Source organism: Polaribacter sp. Q13, assembly GCF_016858305.2.
Classification (GTDB): domain Bacteria; phylum Bacteroidota; class Bacteroidia; order Flavobacteriales; family Flavobacteriaceae; genus Polaribacter.
Genome location: NZ_CP074436.1, coordinates 2,145,049 through 2,160,644, shown reverse-complemented (window position 1 = coordinate 2,160,644; position 15,596 = coordinate 2,145,049). Strand labels below are relative to the sequence as shown.

At 31.0% G+C, this 15,596-nt stretch carries 14 protein-coding genes; 9 read left to right on the top strand and 5 right to left on the bottom strand.

Going from position 1 to position 15,596, the window contains the following annotated elements:
* Positions 1-3: 3 nt before the first annotated feature.
* Together JOP69_RS09130 and JOP69_RS09125 are read right to left on the bottom strand one after the other, a co-directional pair.
* On the bottom strand, positions 4-750 hold the full coding sequence (locus JOP69_RS09130; RefSeq protein WP_203394180.1) for an electron transfer flavoprotein subunit beta/FixA family protein: 747 nt from the start codon (positions 748-750) through the stop codon (positions 4-6).
* 96 nt (positions 751-846) lie between these two features.
* A complete protein-coding gene (locus JOP69_RS09125) occupies positions 847-1,854 on the bottom strand; it encodes a hypothetical protein (protein WP_203394179.1) in 1,008 nt (335 codons plus the stop codon).
* A 244-nt stretch (positions 1,855-2,098) separates the two neighbouring features.
* On the opposite strand from JOP69_RS09125, the gene JOP69_RS09120 reads away from it, so the two are divergent.
* The gene (locus tag JOP69_RS09120; protein ID WP_203394178.1) at positions 2,099-3,079 is read left to right on the top strand and encodes a pyruvate dehydrogenase complex E1 component subunit beta; all 981 of its coding nucleotides are present in this window, start codon (positions 2,099-2,101) and stop codon (positions 3,077-3,079) included.
* A 507-nt stretch (positions 3,080-3,586) separates the two neighbouring features.
* On the opposite strand, the gene JOP69_RS09115 is transcribed toward JOP69_RS09120, so the two are convergent.
* Positions 3,587-4,603: a glutamine synthetase beta-grasp domain-containing protein gene (locus JOP69_RS09115; protein ID WP_203394177.1), complete on the bottom strand. Its 1,017-nt coding sequence runs from the start codon at positions 4,601-4,603 to the stop codon at positions 3,587-3,589.
* Positions 4,604-4,771: 168 nt separating this feature from the next.
* Between JOP69_RS09115 and JOP69_RS09110 the strand changes: the two genes are divergently transcribed.
* From JOP69_RS09110 to JOP69_RS09075, 8 genes are all read left to right on the top strand, one after another.
* Positions 4,772-6,955 (top strand): glutamine synthetase III, encoded by a 2,184-nt coding sequence (locus JOP69_RS09110; RefSeq protein ID WP_203394176.1) that lies wholly within the window; start codon positions 4,772-4,774, stop codon positions 6,953-6,955.
* Between the two features lie 407 nt (positions 6,956-7,362).
* Positions 7,363-8,319, top strand: coding sequence for a hypothetical protein (locus JOP69_RS09105; protein WP_203394175.1), 957 nt, complete (start codon positions 7,363-7,365; stop codon positions 8,317-8,319).
* A gap of 77 nt (positions 8,320-8,396) precedes the next feature.
* Entirely contained in the window at positions 8,397-8,894 is a 498-nt protein-coding gene (locus tag JOP69_RS09100) for a hypothetical protein (protein ID WP_203394174.1), read from the top strand.
* Complete coding sequence (locus JOP69_RS09095; RefSeq protein WP_203394173.1) at positions 8,895-9,617, top strand: CsgE family curli-type amyloid fiber assembly protein; 723 nt, start codon at positions 8,895-8,897, stop codon at positions 9,615-9,617. It begins immediately after the preceding gene.
* Positions 9,618-9,629: 12 nt separating this feature from the next.
* The gene (locus JOP69_RS09090; RefSeq protein WP_203394172.1) at positions 9,630-10,040 is read left to right on the top strand and encodes a curli assembly protein CsgF; all 411 of its coding nucleotides are present in this window, start codon (positions 9,630-9,632) and stop codon (positions 10,038-10,040) included.
* A 13-nt stretch (positions 10,041-10,053) separates the two neighbouring features.
* Positions 10,054-11,400, top strand: coding sequence for a CsgG/HfaB family protein (locus tag JOP69_RS09085; protein ID WP_203394171.1), 1,347 nt, complete (start codon positions 10,054-10,056; stop codon positions 11,398-11,400).
* Positions 11,401-11,413: 13 nt separating this feature from the next.
* On the top strand, positions 11,414-12,916 hold the full coding sequence (locus JOP69_RS09080) for a carboxypeptidase regulatory-like domain-containing protein (RefSeq protein WP_203394170.1): 1,503 nt from the start codon (positions 11,414-11,416) through the stop codon (positions 12,914-12,916).
* Positions 12,917-13,025: 109 nt separating this feature from the next.
* Positions 13,026-14,204 (top strand): AIR synthase related protein, encoded by a 1,179-nt coding sequence (locus tag JOP69_RS09075; protein ID WP_203394169.1) that lies wholly within the window; start codon positions 13,026-13,028, stop codon positions 14,202-14,204.
* Positions 14,205-14,347: 143 nt separating this feature from the next.
* Here JOP69_RS09075 and JOP69_RS09070 read toward each other — a convergent pair whose 3' ends face one another.
* Complete coding sequence (locus JOP69_RS09070) at positions 14,348-15,094, bottom strand: SDR family NAD(P)-dependent oxidoreductase (protein WP_203394168.1); 747 nt, start codon at positions 15,092-15,094, stop codon at positions 14,348-14,350.
* A 23-nt stretch (positions 15,095-15,117) separates the two neighbouring features.
* A complete protein-coding gene (locus JOP69_RS09065) occupies positions 15,118-15,561 on the bottom strand; it encodes a cupin domain-containing protein (protein WP_203394167.1) in 444 nt (147 codons plus the stop codon).
* Positions 15,562-15,596: the final 35 nt, after the last annotated feature.

The following is a 15,596-nucleotide window of genomic DNA, read 5'->3' as shown; positions in this document are numbered from 1 at the left end:
TGATTAAATCACTTTTGCTTCATTATGTAATAAGCTAATTAACTCATCTACATTGTCTGCGTCTACTAATTTTACGGCTCCTTTTGGTGCTAATTTTTCAAAAGATTGAATAGTTGTGGATGCTTCTGCACCAACAGCTTCTATAACTTGTAAAGGTTTTTTACGAGCCATCATAATTCCACGCATATTTGGTATGCGCAAATCTTTTTCTTCTACAACTCCTTTTTGACCTCCAATAACTAAAGGTAAATTGGTAGATAAAGTTTCGTTACCTCCATCAATTTCTCTTTGTACAGAAACATTTGTGCCGTCTACTTCTATACCAACACAACCGTTTATAAAATTAAAATCGGTTAAAGTTGCTAACATTCCTGGAACCATTTGACCATTATAATCTGCAGATTCTTTTCCTGCCAATACTAAATCATACGCGCCACTTTTTACAACGGCAGCTAATTCTTTTGCTACTTGAAACCCGTCTGTAGGATTTACATTTACTCGAATTGCATTATCTGCTCCTATTGCTAAGGCTTTACGCAATGTAGGTTCTGTTTCTGCCCCACCAACATTTACAATTGTTACAGAAGCTCCTTGTTTTTCTTTAAACCACATGGCTCTAGTTAAGCAAAACTCATCATAAGGGTTAATTACAAACTGAACTCCATTTGTATCAAACTTTGTATCGTTTTCTGCAAAATTAATTTTAGATGTGGTATCAGGAACGTGACTAATACAAACCAATATTTTCATAAAATTTTATTTTTATACTTTTTATCGGGAACGAAAATACGTAATTTTTTTAAAAAATACTATGCATGCATAGTATTTTTTTTAATTATTTAACTTTTAGTTTAATTTTATATTTTGATATTCTTCCATTAAATAAAAAAGGATAAACGGTAGCACAATTGAAAGATAGGAGAGGTCGAACAAGTTTCCATAAATATTTTGATCAAAACCTTCTTCTATGCAATTAAGAATAAAAGAAATACCCACCAGTCCACCTAAAATGTATATGGTATATAGAAAAACATCGCTTGTTTTGCTTATTTTAAAAGATAAAATAAAAGGTATTATTAATGCTGTAATTATTAAAAATTGAGGAGCATATCTTGTTTGATGATTAAACGGATTGTGTTCAATTATAAAATCAAAATTTGGTAAGTTTATAAAAATAGGTAAAGAAATTAATACTAGAGATATTATAAAAACTGAAGAAAATAATACTTTTTTATAGGTTGTTGTTTTTATAAATGATGAAAATAAAAATAACGTTAGTGGAATGATTACAGTACCTCTTGTTGATACAAAAAAAGCAGAAATAATTGCTAAGAATATTCCTTTTTTAAAAATATCTTTTCCAAATTTACTGCTCCAGGTTGAAATAAATAATAAGAGTAAAATGCTATTACTCATAAAATCACTTTTTACAATTATTTCCCAATAATATGCTGGAGCAAATAATAACAAAGCTAGTACAATAACTTTTTGGTAATTTTCTATTTTTAGTCTAAACAAAAAAAATAATAATAGTAACAAAGTAAAGGGTTGTAGTAGGCCTACGTCTCCTAAAAGATAAAATGGAAGTCCTAAGTAGAATAGGCCAGGGAAATTAGATGTGGTATTACCTAAATGATCTAAAACGGCATATGGGTATTTGCCTTCTAGTAAGCTTTTTATACCAATTTCCATTGCAGACCATCTGTCTACATTTAATGAATATCCATCAATACTTAAGTTGATGAAAAGGAGAAAAAGAAAAATAAATACAGAAAAGAATATAAAATAACTATTAAATTTTTTTAGCTTATTAAAATATAATTTTAGTTTATGAATTCCTATAAAAACAGACATACAAACAAGCGCATATAAGAAACATAATAGATAGTTAGAAATATAAGAAAGTCTAGCGCCATATTTTAGTACAAACAGCGTGTTAACAAGTAAATAAACAAATAATAATAACTTTTGTTTACCACAGAAAAAAGATATTTTGACCAAAATAGTAAATTATTTTAATTTGCAATAAAAGTACATTTATTTTACTCATAATTTCCTTACTTTTGCGTCTATAATTATTAATTACAATTAATACTAGATGAAAACAGTTCAATTCAGAGAGGCAATTTGTGAGGCAATGAGTGAAGAAATGCGCAGAGATGAAAGCATTTATTTAATGGGCGAAGAAGTTGCAGAATATAATGGTGCTTACAAAGCATCTAAAGGTATGTTAGATGAGTTTGGTGCAAAACGTGTTATAGATACACCTATTGCTGAACTTGGTTTTGCTGGAGTTGCAGTAGGTTCTGCTATGAATGGTCTTAGGCCAATTGTAGAGTATATGACTTTTAATTTCTCTTTGGTTGGTATTGATCAAATTATAAATAATGCTGCAAAAATTAGACAAATGTCTGGCGGACAATTTAATTGTCCTATTGTTTTTAGAGGTCCAACGGGTTCTGCTGGTCAATTAGGAGCAACACACTCACAAGCATTTGAAAACTGGTTTGCAAACACACCAGGTTTAAAAGTAGTTATACCTTCTAATCCTTATGATGCAAAAGGTTTATTAAAAGCGGCAATTAGAGATGACGATCCGGTTATTTTTATGGAGTCTGAACAAATGTATGGAGACAAGATGGAAATCCCAGAAGGAGAATATATTATCCCTATTGGAGTTGCAGACATAAAAAGAGTTGGAACAGATGTAACTATTGTTTCTTTCGGAAAAATTATAAAAGAAGCTTATACTGCTGCAGATGAATTAGCCAAAGAAAATATTTCTGTTGAAATTATTGATTTAAGAACAGTGCGTCCTATGGATCATGCTGCTATTATAACTTCAGTAAAAAAGACTAACAGATTAATTATCTTAGAAGAATCTTGGCCATTTGCAAGTATTTCTACAGAAATTACATACAGAGTGCAAGATGAAGCTTTTGATTATTTAGATGCTCCAATAAAAAGAATTACAACAGCAGATACACCTGCTCCATATTCTCCTGTATTATTAGAAACTTGGATACCTAATTACAAAGACGTAATAAAAGCAGTAAAAGAAGTATTGTATATAAAGTAAAAAAATTACTTCTATAAAATTTTAAAAAAAGAGGCTGTCTAAAAAGACCGTCTCTTTTTTTTTGTGATTATAATTTTTTTTAAAAAAAAAAGTATTGATTTGGGGTTTTATGGGTGTGAAAAGTCAGGTTATTTAGAAAATCTATCGTTAGTATCTATAGAGTCTTCTCTCTTTAGGTATGATTATTTTGCTCTAGGGAAGCATTCTGTTCGTCTCTTTACTGTGTTTTACATTAGACAGATAATTGGTCTTTAGAGGATTTCTAATAAGTAGAGTGGAACTTCAAATTATCAACCAATAGAATTTGTTGATAATTTTAATCAAAGGTAGATATCCAAGGGTTTAATTCCTGTAGGCTTTTCTATAAGTGAAAATAGGTGTTTAGAAAGCTTATCTGGTGCTCTTAGTTTGAGGTTGTTGATTCATAATCTAAAAATAATAAAAAAATAAAAGGTCGTCTAAAAATAATTTAGACGACCTCTTTATATTTTACTAAAAGTAGTAAGATTATTTAACTGGTTTTACAGTTTTAATAATTCTTGCAGCAACTTTATATGGATCTGCGTTTGAAGATGGTCTTCTATCTTCTAGCCATCCTTTGTATCCTTTTTCTACAACGATAATTGGAATACGGATTGATGCTCCTCTATCAGAAACACCCCAAGAGAAATCAGTGATTGCAGCAGTTTCATGCTTACCAGTTAAACGTTGGTCGTTAAACTCACCATAAATTTCAATGTGTTCTTTTACTACTGGACGGAAAGCTTCACAAATTTCGATGTACTTATCTTTAGAACCACATTCTCTTAATATTGAATTAGAGAAGTTAGCATGCATTCCAGATCCATTCCAATCAGTGTCTCCTAATGGTTTTGGATGGTACTCAATGTACATTCCTCTACCTTCAGTTAAACGGTCTAATAGGTATCTAGAAATCCAAATCTCATCTCCTGCCTTTTTAGCTCCTTTTGCAAACAATTGGTATTCCCATTGTCCAGATGCAACTTCTTGGTTAATTCCTTCAAAGTTTAAACCAGCATCAATACATATATCTGCATGCTCTTCTACGAAATCACGTCCGTGAGTATTTTTACCACCAACAGAACAATAGTACATTCCTTGTGGAGCTGGGTAACCACCTCTTGGGAAACCTAATGGTAAATCTGTACTTGTATCCATTATAAAGTATTCTTGTTCAAAACCGAACCAGAAATCGTTATCATCATCTTCAATAGTAGCACGTGCGTTAGACTCGTGTGGAGTTCCATCAGCATTCATTACTTCATTCATAACCAAATATCCATTTCTTCTTTGTGGATCTGGATAGATAGCAACTGGTTTTAAAATACAGTCAGAAGCACCTCCTGAAGCTTGTTTTGTAGATGAACCATCAAATGACCAAAGGCCTAATTCTTCAATAGTCCCTTTAAAGTCTTCATGTTCTTCAACTTTCGTTTTACTTCTAAGGTTTTGAGTAGGAAAATACCCATCTAACCAAATGTATTCTAATTTAATCTTTGCCATAATATTTTAGTGTTTATGTGATGTTTCTTTTACAAAAATCAATTATTTTCATCAGATATCAAAAAAAAGAGGGGTAAAATGTTTAAAATCAATAAAGAATAATTTTATCCCTAATTTTTAAAGGGTATATTTGTTTAAAGTTAAAAATAAGCAGAAAATTTTCATAATATGTCAAGGATTAGATTTAGTGCTTTGCAAGAAACCTTGCATAGAAGTCCATTAAAAATACTTCAAGTTGAAAAAAGATCAACACTATTTGGTCAAAATGTATTTAATAAATACGCTATGCAACAGTACCTTACGAACGCAGCTTACCAAAGTGTAATGAATGCAATTGATGTTGGAACTAAAATAGATCGTAAAATTGCAGACCAGGTTGCGGTTAGTATGAAAGATTGGGCAATGTCTAAAGGAGCAACGCATTATACGCATTGGTTTCAGCCTCTTACAGGTGCAACGGCAGAAAAACACGATGCTTTTTTTGAATGTATCAACGGAGGTTTGGCTATGGAAAAATTTGATGGAGAACAGTTGGTTCAGCAAGAACCAGGTGCTTCTAGTTTTCCTAATGGTGGAATAAGAAACACGTTTGAGGCAAGAGGTTACACGGCTTGGGATCCAACATCACCCGCTTTTGTTTACGAATCTACACTTTGTATTCCTACGATATTTGTAGCGTATACAGGGGAAGCCTTAGATAATAAAACGCCATTATTAAGAGCTTTGCAAGCTATAGATACACATGCAACTGCAGTTTGTAAATATTTTGATAAAAATGCGAATAAAGTAAATGCAACCTTAGGTTGGGAGCAAGAATTCTTTTTAATAGATGATGCTTTAATACTATCTAGACCAGATTTACAATTTACAGGCAGAACTTTAATTGGGCACACACCAGCAAAAGGGCAACAATTAGGAGATCATTATTTTGGAACTATTCCTGCTAGAGCAATGAGTTTTATGCAAGATTTAGAACAAGAATGTATGTTATTGGGCATTCCTGTAAAAACAAGACATAATGAGGTTGCACCAAATCAGTTCGAAATTGCACCCATTTTTGAAGAAGCAAATTTAGCGGTAGATCACAATTCTTTGCTTATGGATGTGATGGGAAAAGTGTCACGAAGACACAGATTTAAAGTTTTGTTTCATGAAAAACCTTTTAAAGATATTAATGGTTCGGGTAAACATAATAACTGGTCTTTAACCTCAGACAACGGAACAAATTTGTTAAGTCCGGGTAAAACACCCATGAAAAATTTGCAATTCTTAACCTTTTTTGTAAACACAATAAAGGCTGTTTACACGTATGAAGAATTGTTAATGTCTTCCGTAGCAACCGCTAGTAATGATTATAGGTTAGGAGCTAAAGAAGCACCACCAACAATCATGTCCGTTTTTGTTGGTAAACAATTATCGGCCGTTTTAGATGAGTTAGAGAACGTAACCAAAGGGAAACTTTCTCCACAAGAAAAAACAGATTTAAAACTGAATATTATTGGTAAAATACCAGAAATATTATTAGACAATACAGATAGAAACAGAACATCACCATTTGCATTTACAGGAAATAAATTCGAATTTAGAGCTGTAGGTTCTTGGGCAAATTGTGCCAAACCAATGACGGTTTTAAATACCATTGTTGCAAATCAATTAAAAGAATTTAAAATTGAAGTAGATGCTTTAATAGATGAAAAAGGTCTTAAAAAAGACGAAGCTATATTTAATATTTTAAGAGAATATATTAAAGATTCTAAATTAATTCGTTTTGAAGGCGATGGTTATGGCGAAGCTTGGGAAAAAGAAGCCAAAAAAAGAGGATTAAGTAATAACAAAACAACACCAGAAGCTTTAAAAGTAAGAATTACCAAAAAAGTAATTGATCTCTTTGAAGAAATGAAGGTGATGAATAGTATAGAGCTAGAAGCTAGATACGAAATAGATTTAGAAGATTATACCAAAAAAATTCAAATAGAAAGTAGAATTTTGGGAGATATGGCAAAAAATAGTGTAGTGCCAACAGCAATTATTTATCAAAATACCTTACTAGAAAATACTAAAAATTTAAAAGAAATATTTGGAGGCGATTACAAAAACATTGCAAAAGAACAAATTGAGTTAATTATGATTATTTCCAATCATATTACCGAAATTAATTCTTTGGTAAACAAAATGGTAGACGAGCGCAGAAAAGCAAACAAGCTTAAAGGCTTAAAAAGTGCCGAACATTATTGTAAAAAAGTAAAACCATTTTTCGAGCAAATACGCTATAATTGCGATAAGTTAGAAACTATGGTAGACGATAATTTATGGCCACTTAATAAATATAGAGAGTTGCTATTTACTAAATAAATAGCAACTAAATTATTCATCTATTAAAAAGTATGGGTTTAAATTGAGAATTATTCATTTTTAAACCTGTTTTTATAGGTGTTTTCATCCTTTTTTAATTTTTAGTTTACTGATTTACAGATTATTGTGTTTTATTTTCTTTAAGAGCTTTATTTATTCTAGGAATTAGATTGATAATTTCTTATATTTACAATGTTATAACAAGTAGAAGATTAAACTATATAGTTTGCCACAACTCTTAATTGAGCTGACTGAAAATGAAAAGTTATTTTTTAATGACAGAACATTTTACCCCCTAATAATTTTAATTACCCCTAAAAATTTTTAAGAGTACCTCAATATTCAATTCATCTTGAATAGAGATTGATGTGCTAAATTTTTAACTAACGTATTTTAAATTATTTATCATGAAAAAATTAGTAATTATGGCTATGTGTTTAGCTACCGGAGCGTTTTTTGCGCAAACACCACAAGCAAATTGTAACGATTGTTCTTTTACACAAATGACGTCTGGCCCAAGAGGAGCTGTGGATAATACGAGTGATATAACCCAAAATGGTATTTCAAATGAGGCAAATGCCTATCAAGTAGGAAATGGGAATTACTCTATAGTAGACCAAGATGGTAAAAATATGGGTACAGGTAATGGTGGAGATAGTAATAAAGCTAGAATCTATCAAGATGGTGCTCTAAATCATTCAGATGTTAAGCAAGATGGAGACCGTAACACAGGTGTGGTTGAGCAAAGAGGAATTGCAAATTATGCTAAACAAGATGTAGGTGTTGGGTATTCAGAAGATAATACTACAAGTGCTTTTCAAACAGGAACGTTAAATACTTCTTTCCAAAAACAACGTTATGATAATAACACAGCAACTGTAACGCAAGTAGGTACTGGTTTCTTAGGTTTAGGAGCAAACTATGCAGAACAAGATCAAGACAGTGGAGCTAACGGTGTTGCTGGTAGTGTTGCAGAAATAGACCAAACAGGTTCATTTAACGAGGCAAAACAAATGCAAAGAGGTAGTAATAATAATGCGTATTCTCTTCAAAATGGAACAGGTAATACATCTGCTGAAGATCAAACATCTGTTGCAGGAAGTACTTATTCTAATACTTCTACAGTAAGTCAAACTTTTGTTGGAACTCCATGGTTGGGTAGTAACTTAGCTTGTGTAACACAAAATTCAGTTGCAGGAAATAACACTAGTGCAATTACGCAAACTAATGTAGCGGGTGCAAATACTTGGACTCCTGGAAACAAAGCGACTGTTACTCAAACAGCTAACTTATCTAGTAATATGAGTACTGTTATGCAAAGCGGTGGTGCTAATAAAGCTTGTGTTGAGCAAATTGGTAACTAAAAGTAATAAATTATTAAATTAATTTAATAAGTAAGGAGAAATTTTTCTCCTTACTTATTCTTCTAATACCTTCTACTATGAAAAAAATTAAAAACATATGGTATTTTCTTCTATTTTTCTTGTGTAGTTTACATGTTAATGGGGTTTTTGCACAACAAGAAAAATTACCTACTTATTTTTCAAATAACGTATCTGAGATAAATCCAAATAATGCTTCTTTGCTTTTAAATAGTAATAACTTATTGGTTAATAGTGTTAGTCAAAATAATTTATTTCAACAACAGGCAGGGAATATAAATAGTGTGGTGCTTAATCAAGTTGGATTTGAAAATATTGCAGATATAAAGAGTTCCAACCAAACTTCTCAAAATGTAAATCAAGTTGGAAATAAAAATTATTATAGTTTTATTAACTATTATAATAGTAATCCTATAAACTTTGGTGTTCTACAACAAGGTAATTCTAATTCATTACAAATTTACGGTACAAATTCAATGATGAATGGAGCTGTTATTAATCAAAAAACTGATAATCAAGGTGTTAATTATCAGTCACTTATTATTAAAAACTATTAAATGCATTTTTTTAAAATTGTTTTTTTTATTTTATATTTAAACTGTAATGTTGGTTTCAGTCAATCTGAAAATGATGTTTACGGGAAAATTAATGTTGATAAAAAAGATAGTTTTATTACTTTAAAAGCAGAAATAAATAATGATGGGTTATTGCATATAGATAAATTGTTTTATAATTTAATAGCACTAAAAAAAGGGAAAAGTGGAAACTATTCTAATAATAAACAGTCTGGAGAGTTTTCTATAAAGCCGAATGAAAAAATGGAAGTTTCTTCTATTAGAGTTAACTTAAATGAAGATGAAGAATTAAAGGTTTATTTATTTGTTAAATATCGCGAAAAATTAATCTCTAAAGACTCAGTTTGGATACTACCTAAAAAGAAACAGCAAGAGATTGCAGTAAAAACAGAAGAGAAAGATTTTTTTCTTAAAGGAATAGTTGTAGATGAAGCAATAACTAAGCTTGGTAAAGATTATCATGACTATTTTTATCAAATGTATTTATTATCGGGAATAAAGTATCCTTTTATAATAAAAATAAAAGAAAAGCCCGGTATGGGTAGAACAAGTATTATTGTAGTTGAAGCAGAAGATATTAAAATACATGAGTTTTTTTCAAGACCAGATGAAGAGTATTTAAAATCGAATGTTAGAGTGGCGTTAGAACGCTTGTATTTTTATGCTAAACAAAGAGAAGAACTTAGGAAAAAAAGTAAAATGTAAAAGTAAAATGTTATGAGAAAAAAAACAATATTATTCGTTTTATTTGTTTGTGTTACAGGTTTTTCATTTTCACAACAGTTAGTGTACAAATCAATAAGTCCATTTTTTGGAGGAGGAGATTCTTTTGCGTATCAACAATTATTAGCTTCCGCAAATGCGCAAAATGATTTTAAAGAAGAAAGTTCAAGTCAGTTTAGTCAATCTTCAGAAATAGAGAATTTTACAGAAAGCTTAAACAGACAATTATTAAATTCACTCTCTCAAGGATTGTTTCAAGAACAATTTGGTAATCAAGGATTGTCAGAGGGAACGTATGTTTATGGTTCTTTAGTTGTAGAAGTTACTCCGGGAGTTGGCGGGTTAAGTGTAAGTATTTTAAATACATCTACAGGAGAACAAACGCAAATAACAATTCCTAACTAATTAATTAAAATCTATGAAAAGAAAGCACTTTAATCTATGTTATTTTCTAGTAGCAATGTTTTTTTCTAGTTGTGGAGCTTATTTTAATCAACCTTTAACTCAATCAAGGGCTAGGCTTGGAGAAAATACATCACCAGAAATGGTTATAAAGCGGTTTTTACCAAAACATAAAACAGTAGTTGGGGTGTATAAATTTAGAGATCAGACTGGGCAGTATAAACCCGTAGAAAATGGTTCTACTTTTAGCACAGCTGTTACGCAAGGAGGTACTTCTATTCTATTAAAATCATTAGAAGAATCTAATTGGTTTACGCCAATTGAAAGAGAAAATATAGGTAATTTATTAAATGAAAGACAAATAATTAGAAATACTCGGCAAGAATATGCGGGAGGCAATAAACCTGTAAAAATGCCACCTTTATTATTTGCTAATTATATTATAGAAGGTGGTGTTGTATCTTACGATTCTAATATTATTACAGGTGGTTCTGGTTTGCGTTACTTTGGTGTTGGTGCTTCCGGAGAATATCGCCAAGATAGAATTACAGTGTATTTAAGAGTTGTTTCTACATCAACGGGGCAAATTCTTAAAAATGTATATGTTTCTAAAACTATTTTATCACAAGGTATATCTGCTAATTTATTTAAATATGTATCTTTAAGAAGGCTGTTAGAAGTGGAGACAGGAATCACCAAAAATGAACCGGCTCAATTAGCTGTTAAAGAGGCTATTGATAAAGCTGTAGAGCTATTAATTACAGAAGGTATTATTGATGGTATATGGGAGCCAGAAGGTGGTAGTAAAGTTGTAGATTTTGTAAAAAAGAATTACAAAAAAGAGCAAGATGAAGTAGAGTTAACAGATTTGTTTAATAGAAAACAAGAGTCAAGAAGAGGAGAAATGGCTATTAGTGCTGCAGGTGGATTGTCTAAAATTGTAGGTGATTACTCAGATGCAGAATTTAATATGGGGGCAGACCTACGGATTAAATACTTTCTAAAAAATCCTAAATATGCATTTTCTTTAGGAGTTGGTTCTACAACGCTTTCTAATAAAAATATCTTTAAAGAATCAATTTTTGATTCTAATGTTAATTTTGAATACTATTTACTACCTAATGATAGGTTAACACCTTATGCGTATGTTGGTTTAGGTTCTGTCTCAAATAAAAACTTAAATGTTACTTACTTTAAATTTCAATATGGTGTTGGTTTAGAGTATTTAGTAACCAATAAATTAGGATTGATACTTAGAGGAGAGCAAAATATTTTAGCATCAGACAATTTAGAAGGGTTAGTAAGAGGAGAAAGAGATGATAAGATTTGGAATGTTAGAGCGGGAATTAATTTCTATTTTTAAAAAAAAAATTAGTATGAAAATCTTACAAAAAATATTAATTCTTATAAGCGTCAGCCTATTTTTAAGCTGCGGGGAAGATAGTACTATTAGTGGTGTAGAATTTGGAAAAATTACAGGAAAAGTTGTAAAAGCAAGTACTTTTGAGCCTATTGAAAATGCAAAAATAACATTGTCGCCTACAAATAATACAACATTTACAGATGTTAATGGAGAGTTTTTATATGAAGAAGCACCTATAAATGAATATTCTGTAGAAGCTTCTAAAGATGGTTTTTTAGCTAGTTTCGAACCTGTGTCTTTAGAGGAAGGAGCAACAGTAAATGTTGTTTTTGAAATGCAGGTAGAAACGGGGCTTAATAGTCCTCCGATAACTCCAGAATTATTATTACCAATTGATGGTGCAGTAGATACGGAAAATACAGTTGAATTAGTTTGGTCTTCCTCTAGTGTAGATGATGATGAGCTAACTTATAGATTAGATATTAAAAATGATTTTAATAATGATGTGATTACAGTTCAAAGCCTTTCTGATACTACTTATGTGGTTTCTAATTTAAAGTTTGGAGGTAAATATTTTTGGCAAGTAGCTGTAACTGATAATATAAATTCAGAAGTACTAAGTGCTTCAAATTCATTTACAGTAAAAGAAAATACAGAGAATAGGTATATGTATGTTAAAGTTGAAGGAGGGAATAATGTAATTTATTCATCAAGTTTAAATGAAGATTCTGATACATTTAACACTGTTCAATTAACTGAATCTAACTCAAACTCTTGGAGGCCTAGAAAAAATAATACTGTAAATTTAATTGCTTTTTTAAGGATGTATAATAATAAGGCACATATTTTTACAATGAAGCCAGATGGTTCTGATGTAAAAAGAGTAACTTCAGATACACCAGTTAGTACTTTTGATTTAAATGAAGTAGATTTTTCTTGGTCAACAACGGGTGATAAATTTATCTATCCAAGTTTTGATAAATTGTATATGATTAATAAAGATGGTAGTGGTCTTCAATTAATATATAAAACAACAAATGGCCATTTAATTACTGAATGTGATTGGAGTAGTGACGGAACAAGAATAGTTCTAAGAACAAATAATTCTGATGGTTATGATGGTTCTATTTATACAATTGATATGAGTGGAACAGTAATAAACACAGTAGTGTCTGCAAATATTGGTGCTTTAGGAGGTTTAAATTTATCTGTTGATGGTAATTTGTTAATCTATACTAAAGATGTAAGTGATTTTCAATCATCTAATTATAGAAGGTTAGATAATAAAATTTTTAAATATAATTTAGCTACAATGACAGAAACAGAAATACTTATTGCAAAGCCAAGCGGAAGTAATGATTTAGATCCCCGACTTTCTCCAAATGAAGCAGAAATAATATACGTAAATACATCTAACGATGGTATTTCGGATACTAAAATATTTGTATCACCAATTGATGGAAGTAATAGTCGTCAAGAAGTGTTTCAAAGTGCAATTATGCCAGATTGGGAATAATTTTACTTAAAACATGAGATATTAAAATCCAAATGACAAAAATCATTTGGTTTTTTTATGATGCCACATAAAAGAAAGTTAAATTTGCAATCAACAACAACACAACAACATGAGTAAAGAAGTTTCTAAAAGATACGCGCAAAGAGGTGTTTCGGCATCAAAAGAAGATGTACACAATGCAATTAAGAATATAGACAAAGGTTTATTTCCAAAAGCATTCTGTAAAATTGTTCCAGATTATTTAACAAATGATGAAGATTATTGTTTAATCATGCATGCAGATGGGGCGGGTACAAAATCTTCTTTAGCATATATGTATTGGAAAGAAACCGGCGATATTTCTGTTTGGAAAGGCATTGCACAAGATGCTTTAATTATGAATATTGATGATTTATTGTGTGTTGGTGCAACAGATAATATTATGTTGTCTTCTACTATTGGTAGAAATAAAAGTAAGATTCCTGGAGAAGTTTTATCAGCCATTATAAACGGTACAGAAGAGTTAATTGAAGACTTAAAAGGATTTGGAGTAACCATTCATTCAACCGGAGGTGAAACTGCAGATGTAGGCGATTTAGTGCGTACCATTATTGTAGATTCTACAGTAACTGCACGTATGAAACGTACAGATGTTGTTGACAATGCAAACATAAAAGCAGGAGATGTAATTGTTGGTTTAGAGTCTTTTGGACAAGCAAGTTACGAGACTGAATATAATGGAGGTATGGGGTCTAACGGATTAACATCTGCAAGACACGATGTGTTTCATAAATATTTAGCCGAAAAATATCCAGAAAGCTTTGATGCTGCTGTTCCTGAGGAACTAGTGTATTCTGGTAATACAAAATTGACGGATTCAGTAGCCGATTCTCCTATTGATGCTGGTAAATTGGTGTTGTCTCCAACAAGAACATATGCACCAATTATAAAAAAGATTTTATCTAATTTTTCTTCGGATAAAGTGCACGGTATGATTCATTGTTCTGGAGGTGCGCAAACAAAAATATTACACTTTGTAGATAATTTACATATTGTAAAAGACAACATGTTTCCAATTCCACCATTATTTAAATTGATACAAGAGCAATCTAAAACGGATTGGAAAGAAATGTATCAGGTTTTTAACTGCGGACACAGAATGGAAATTTATGTAACTCCAGAAATTGCAGAAGATATTATTGCTATTTCTAAATCTTTTAATGTAGATGCTAAAATTGTAGGTAGAGTAGAAGCTTCAGAAACTAAAAAATTAACAATTACAAGTGAGTATGGCGTTTTTGAATATTAAAAAGCCAAGTCATTCTTAAATTATATTAAAACTAAAACTCCAACTGCTTCTATAAGTAGTTGGAGTTTTTTGTTTTGTTTAGCGAATGTGTTTTTGATAGCTCGTTATTCTATTTCGTTTTTAGATAACCTCTTTTTTTGTTTTTAATTTCTACCAGCCATAACACCACCATCGGTATCCCAAATAGCACCTGTTACCCAAGACGCTTTGTCTGATAATAAGAAGATGATACTATTGGCAATATCTTCAGATTCACCAAAACGACCTATTGGGTGAAAACCATTAAAGCCAACCAATGCTTCTTTTGCAGCTTCTTCACCTCCAAAAACACCATGATACACAGGCGTGTTTACTAAAGCTGGCGACACCGCATTTACACGAATGTTATCGTCTGCTAATTCCATAGCCAAATGTTGAGTTAACGAATGTAAACCTGCTTTTTGCATAGAATATGCCGTAGAAGGTGTAGCTTTTACAGCTTGTTTTGCCCACATAGAACCTACATTTACAATAGCACCTCCATTGGTAGCTTTCATTTTTTTAGCGGCACTTTGTGTGATGAAAAAGAACCCTCTATTTAAATCTAAATAAGAATTATAATCTTCCATTGTATGATCTAAAAATGGTTTTGGGCCAAAAATTCCTGAAGCATTTACCAAATAATCTAAGTTATCTAAACCATCAATTTCAGCTATTAAAGCATCAACTTCTGTTGTGTTAGATATGTTTGCTGTGTGTTTAATTAAGTTGGTTGCATCGGCAATTTTATCCGTATTTCTTCCTACAACATGTACTGTTGCTCCTCCTTCTAATAATGCATTTGTTGTTGCGTTACCAATACCACTTGTTCCGCCAATTACTAAGGCTACTTTATTTGTAAATTCTTTCATTTTATTTATTATTTTATGATTAATTAATTCCAATTTGGTTTTTTCTCTATTAAGTATCCGTCAGAAATGTTGCTTCCTTTAAATGAATTCTCTTTGGCTTGTATTACGATAAAAGAGAAAAGTGCGTCCGAATTATTTCTGATTGCTCTTTCTGTATCTGTTGCAACTCTTACAATTGTTCCTTCTTTTAGATCTAAATAATTATCATTAAGAAGTAATTGTCCTTTCCCTTTAACGGCTATATATATTTCTTCGTTTTCTTTGTGTTTATGAAGTAGTGGAATTGCCGTGTGTGGTACCATTGTATTAAACGATATTTCTGAACTGGTTAGTCCTAACTCATCTTTTACAAACTTTTTACCATCTAATTTAAAATCTGGACTTGGTTGAAATACATTTTCAGTCAGATTGGAGAATTCGCCTAATTCTAGTTTTGAATAATCGCTTGATGTGTTGTTTTCTTTCATAATAAATTGTTACTTAAAAAAAGACAGACAAGTCT

What these genes read in the sequence shown, in the direction of transcription:
- JOP69_RS09120 (WP_203394178.1), top strand. Translation starts at nt 2,099, where the DNA reads ATGAAAACAGTTCAATTCAGAGAGGCAATTTGTGAGGCAATGAGTGAA.
- JOP69_RS09075 (WP_203394169.1), top strand. Translation starts at nt 13,026, where the DNA reads ATGAGTAAAGAAGTTTCTAAAAGATACGCGCAAAGAGGTGTTTCGGCA.
- JOP69_RS09110 (WP_203394176.1), top strand. Translation starts at nt 4,772, where the DNA reads ATGTCAAGGATTAGATTTAGTGCTTTGCAAGAAACCTTGCATAGAAGT.
- JOP69_RS09130 (WP_203394180.1), bottom strand. Translation starts at nt 750, where the DNA reads ATGAAAATATTGGTTTGTATTAGTCACGTTCCTGATACCACATCTAAA.
- JOP69_RS09095 (WP_203394173.1), top strand. Translation starts at nt 8,895, where the DNA reads ATGCATTTTTTTAAAATTGTTTTTTTTATTTTATATTTAAACTGTAAT.
- JOP69_RS09125 (WP_203394179.1), bottom strand. Translation starts at nt 1,854, where the DNA reads ATGTCTGTTTTTATAGGAATTCATAAACTAAAATTATATTTTAATAAG.
- JOP69_RS09100 (WP_203394174.1), top strand. Translation starts at nt 8,397, where the DNA reads ATGAAAAAAATTAAAAACATATGGTATTTTCTTCTATTTTTCTTGTGT.
- JOP69_RS09070 (WP_203394168.1), bottom strand. Translation starts at nt 15,094, where the DNA reads ATGAAAGAATTTACAAATAAAGTAGCCTTAGTAATTGGCGGAACAAGT.
- JOP69_RS09085 (WP_203394171.1), top strand. Translation starts at nt 10,054, where the DNA reads ATGAAAAGAAAGCACTTTAATCTATGTTATTTTCTAGTAGCAATGTTT.
- JOP69_RS09115 (WP_203394177.1), bottom strand. Translation starts at nt 4,603, where the DNA reads ATGGCAAAGATTAAATTAGAATACATTTGGTTAGATGGGTATTTTCCT.
- JOP69_RS09080 (WP_203394170.1), top strand. Translation starts at nt 11,414, where the DNA reads ATGAAAATCTTACAAAAAATATTAATTCTTATAAGCGTCAGCCTATTT.
- JOP69_RS09065 (WP_203394167.1), bottom strand. Translation starts at nt 15,561, where the DNA reads ATGAAAGAAAACAACACATCAAGCGATTATTCAAAACTAGAATTAGGC.
- JOP69_RS09105 (WP_203394175.1), top strand. Translation starts at nt 7,363, where the DNA reads ATGAAAAAATTAGTAATTATGGCTATGTGTTTAGCTACCGGAGCGTTT.
- JOP69_RS09090 (WP_203394172.1), top strand. Translation starts at nt 9,630, where the DNA reads ATGAGAAAAAAAACAATATTATTCGTTTTATTTGTTTGTGTTACAGGT.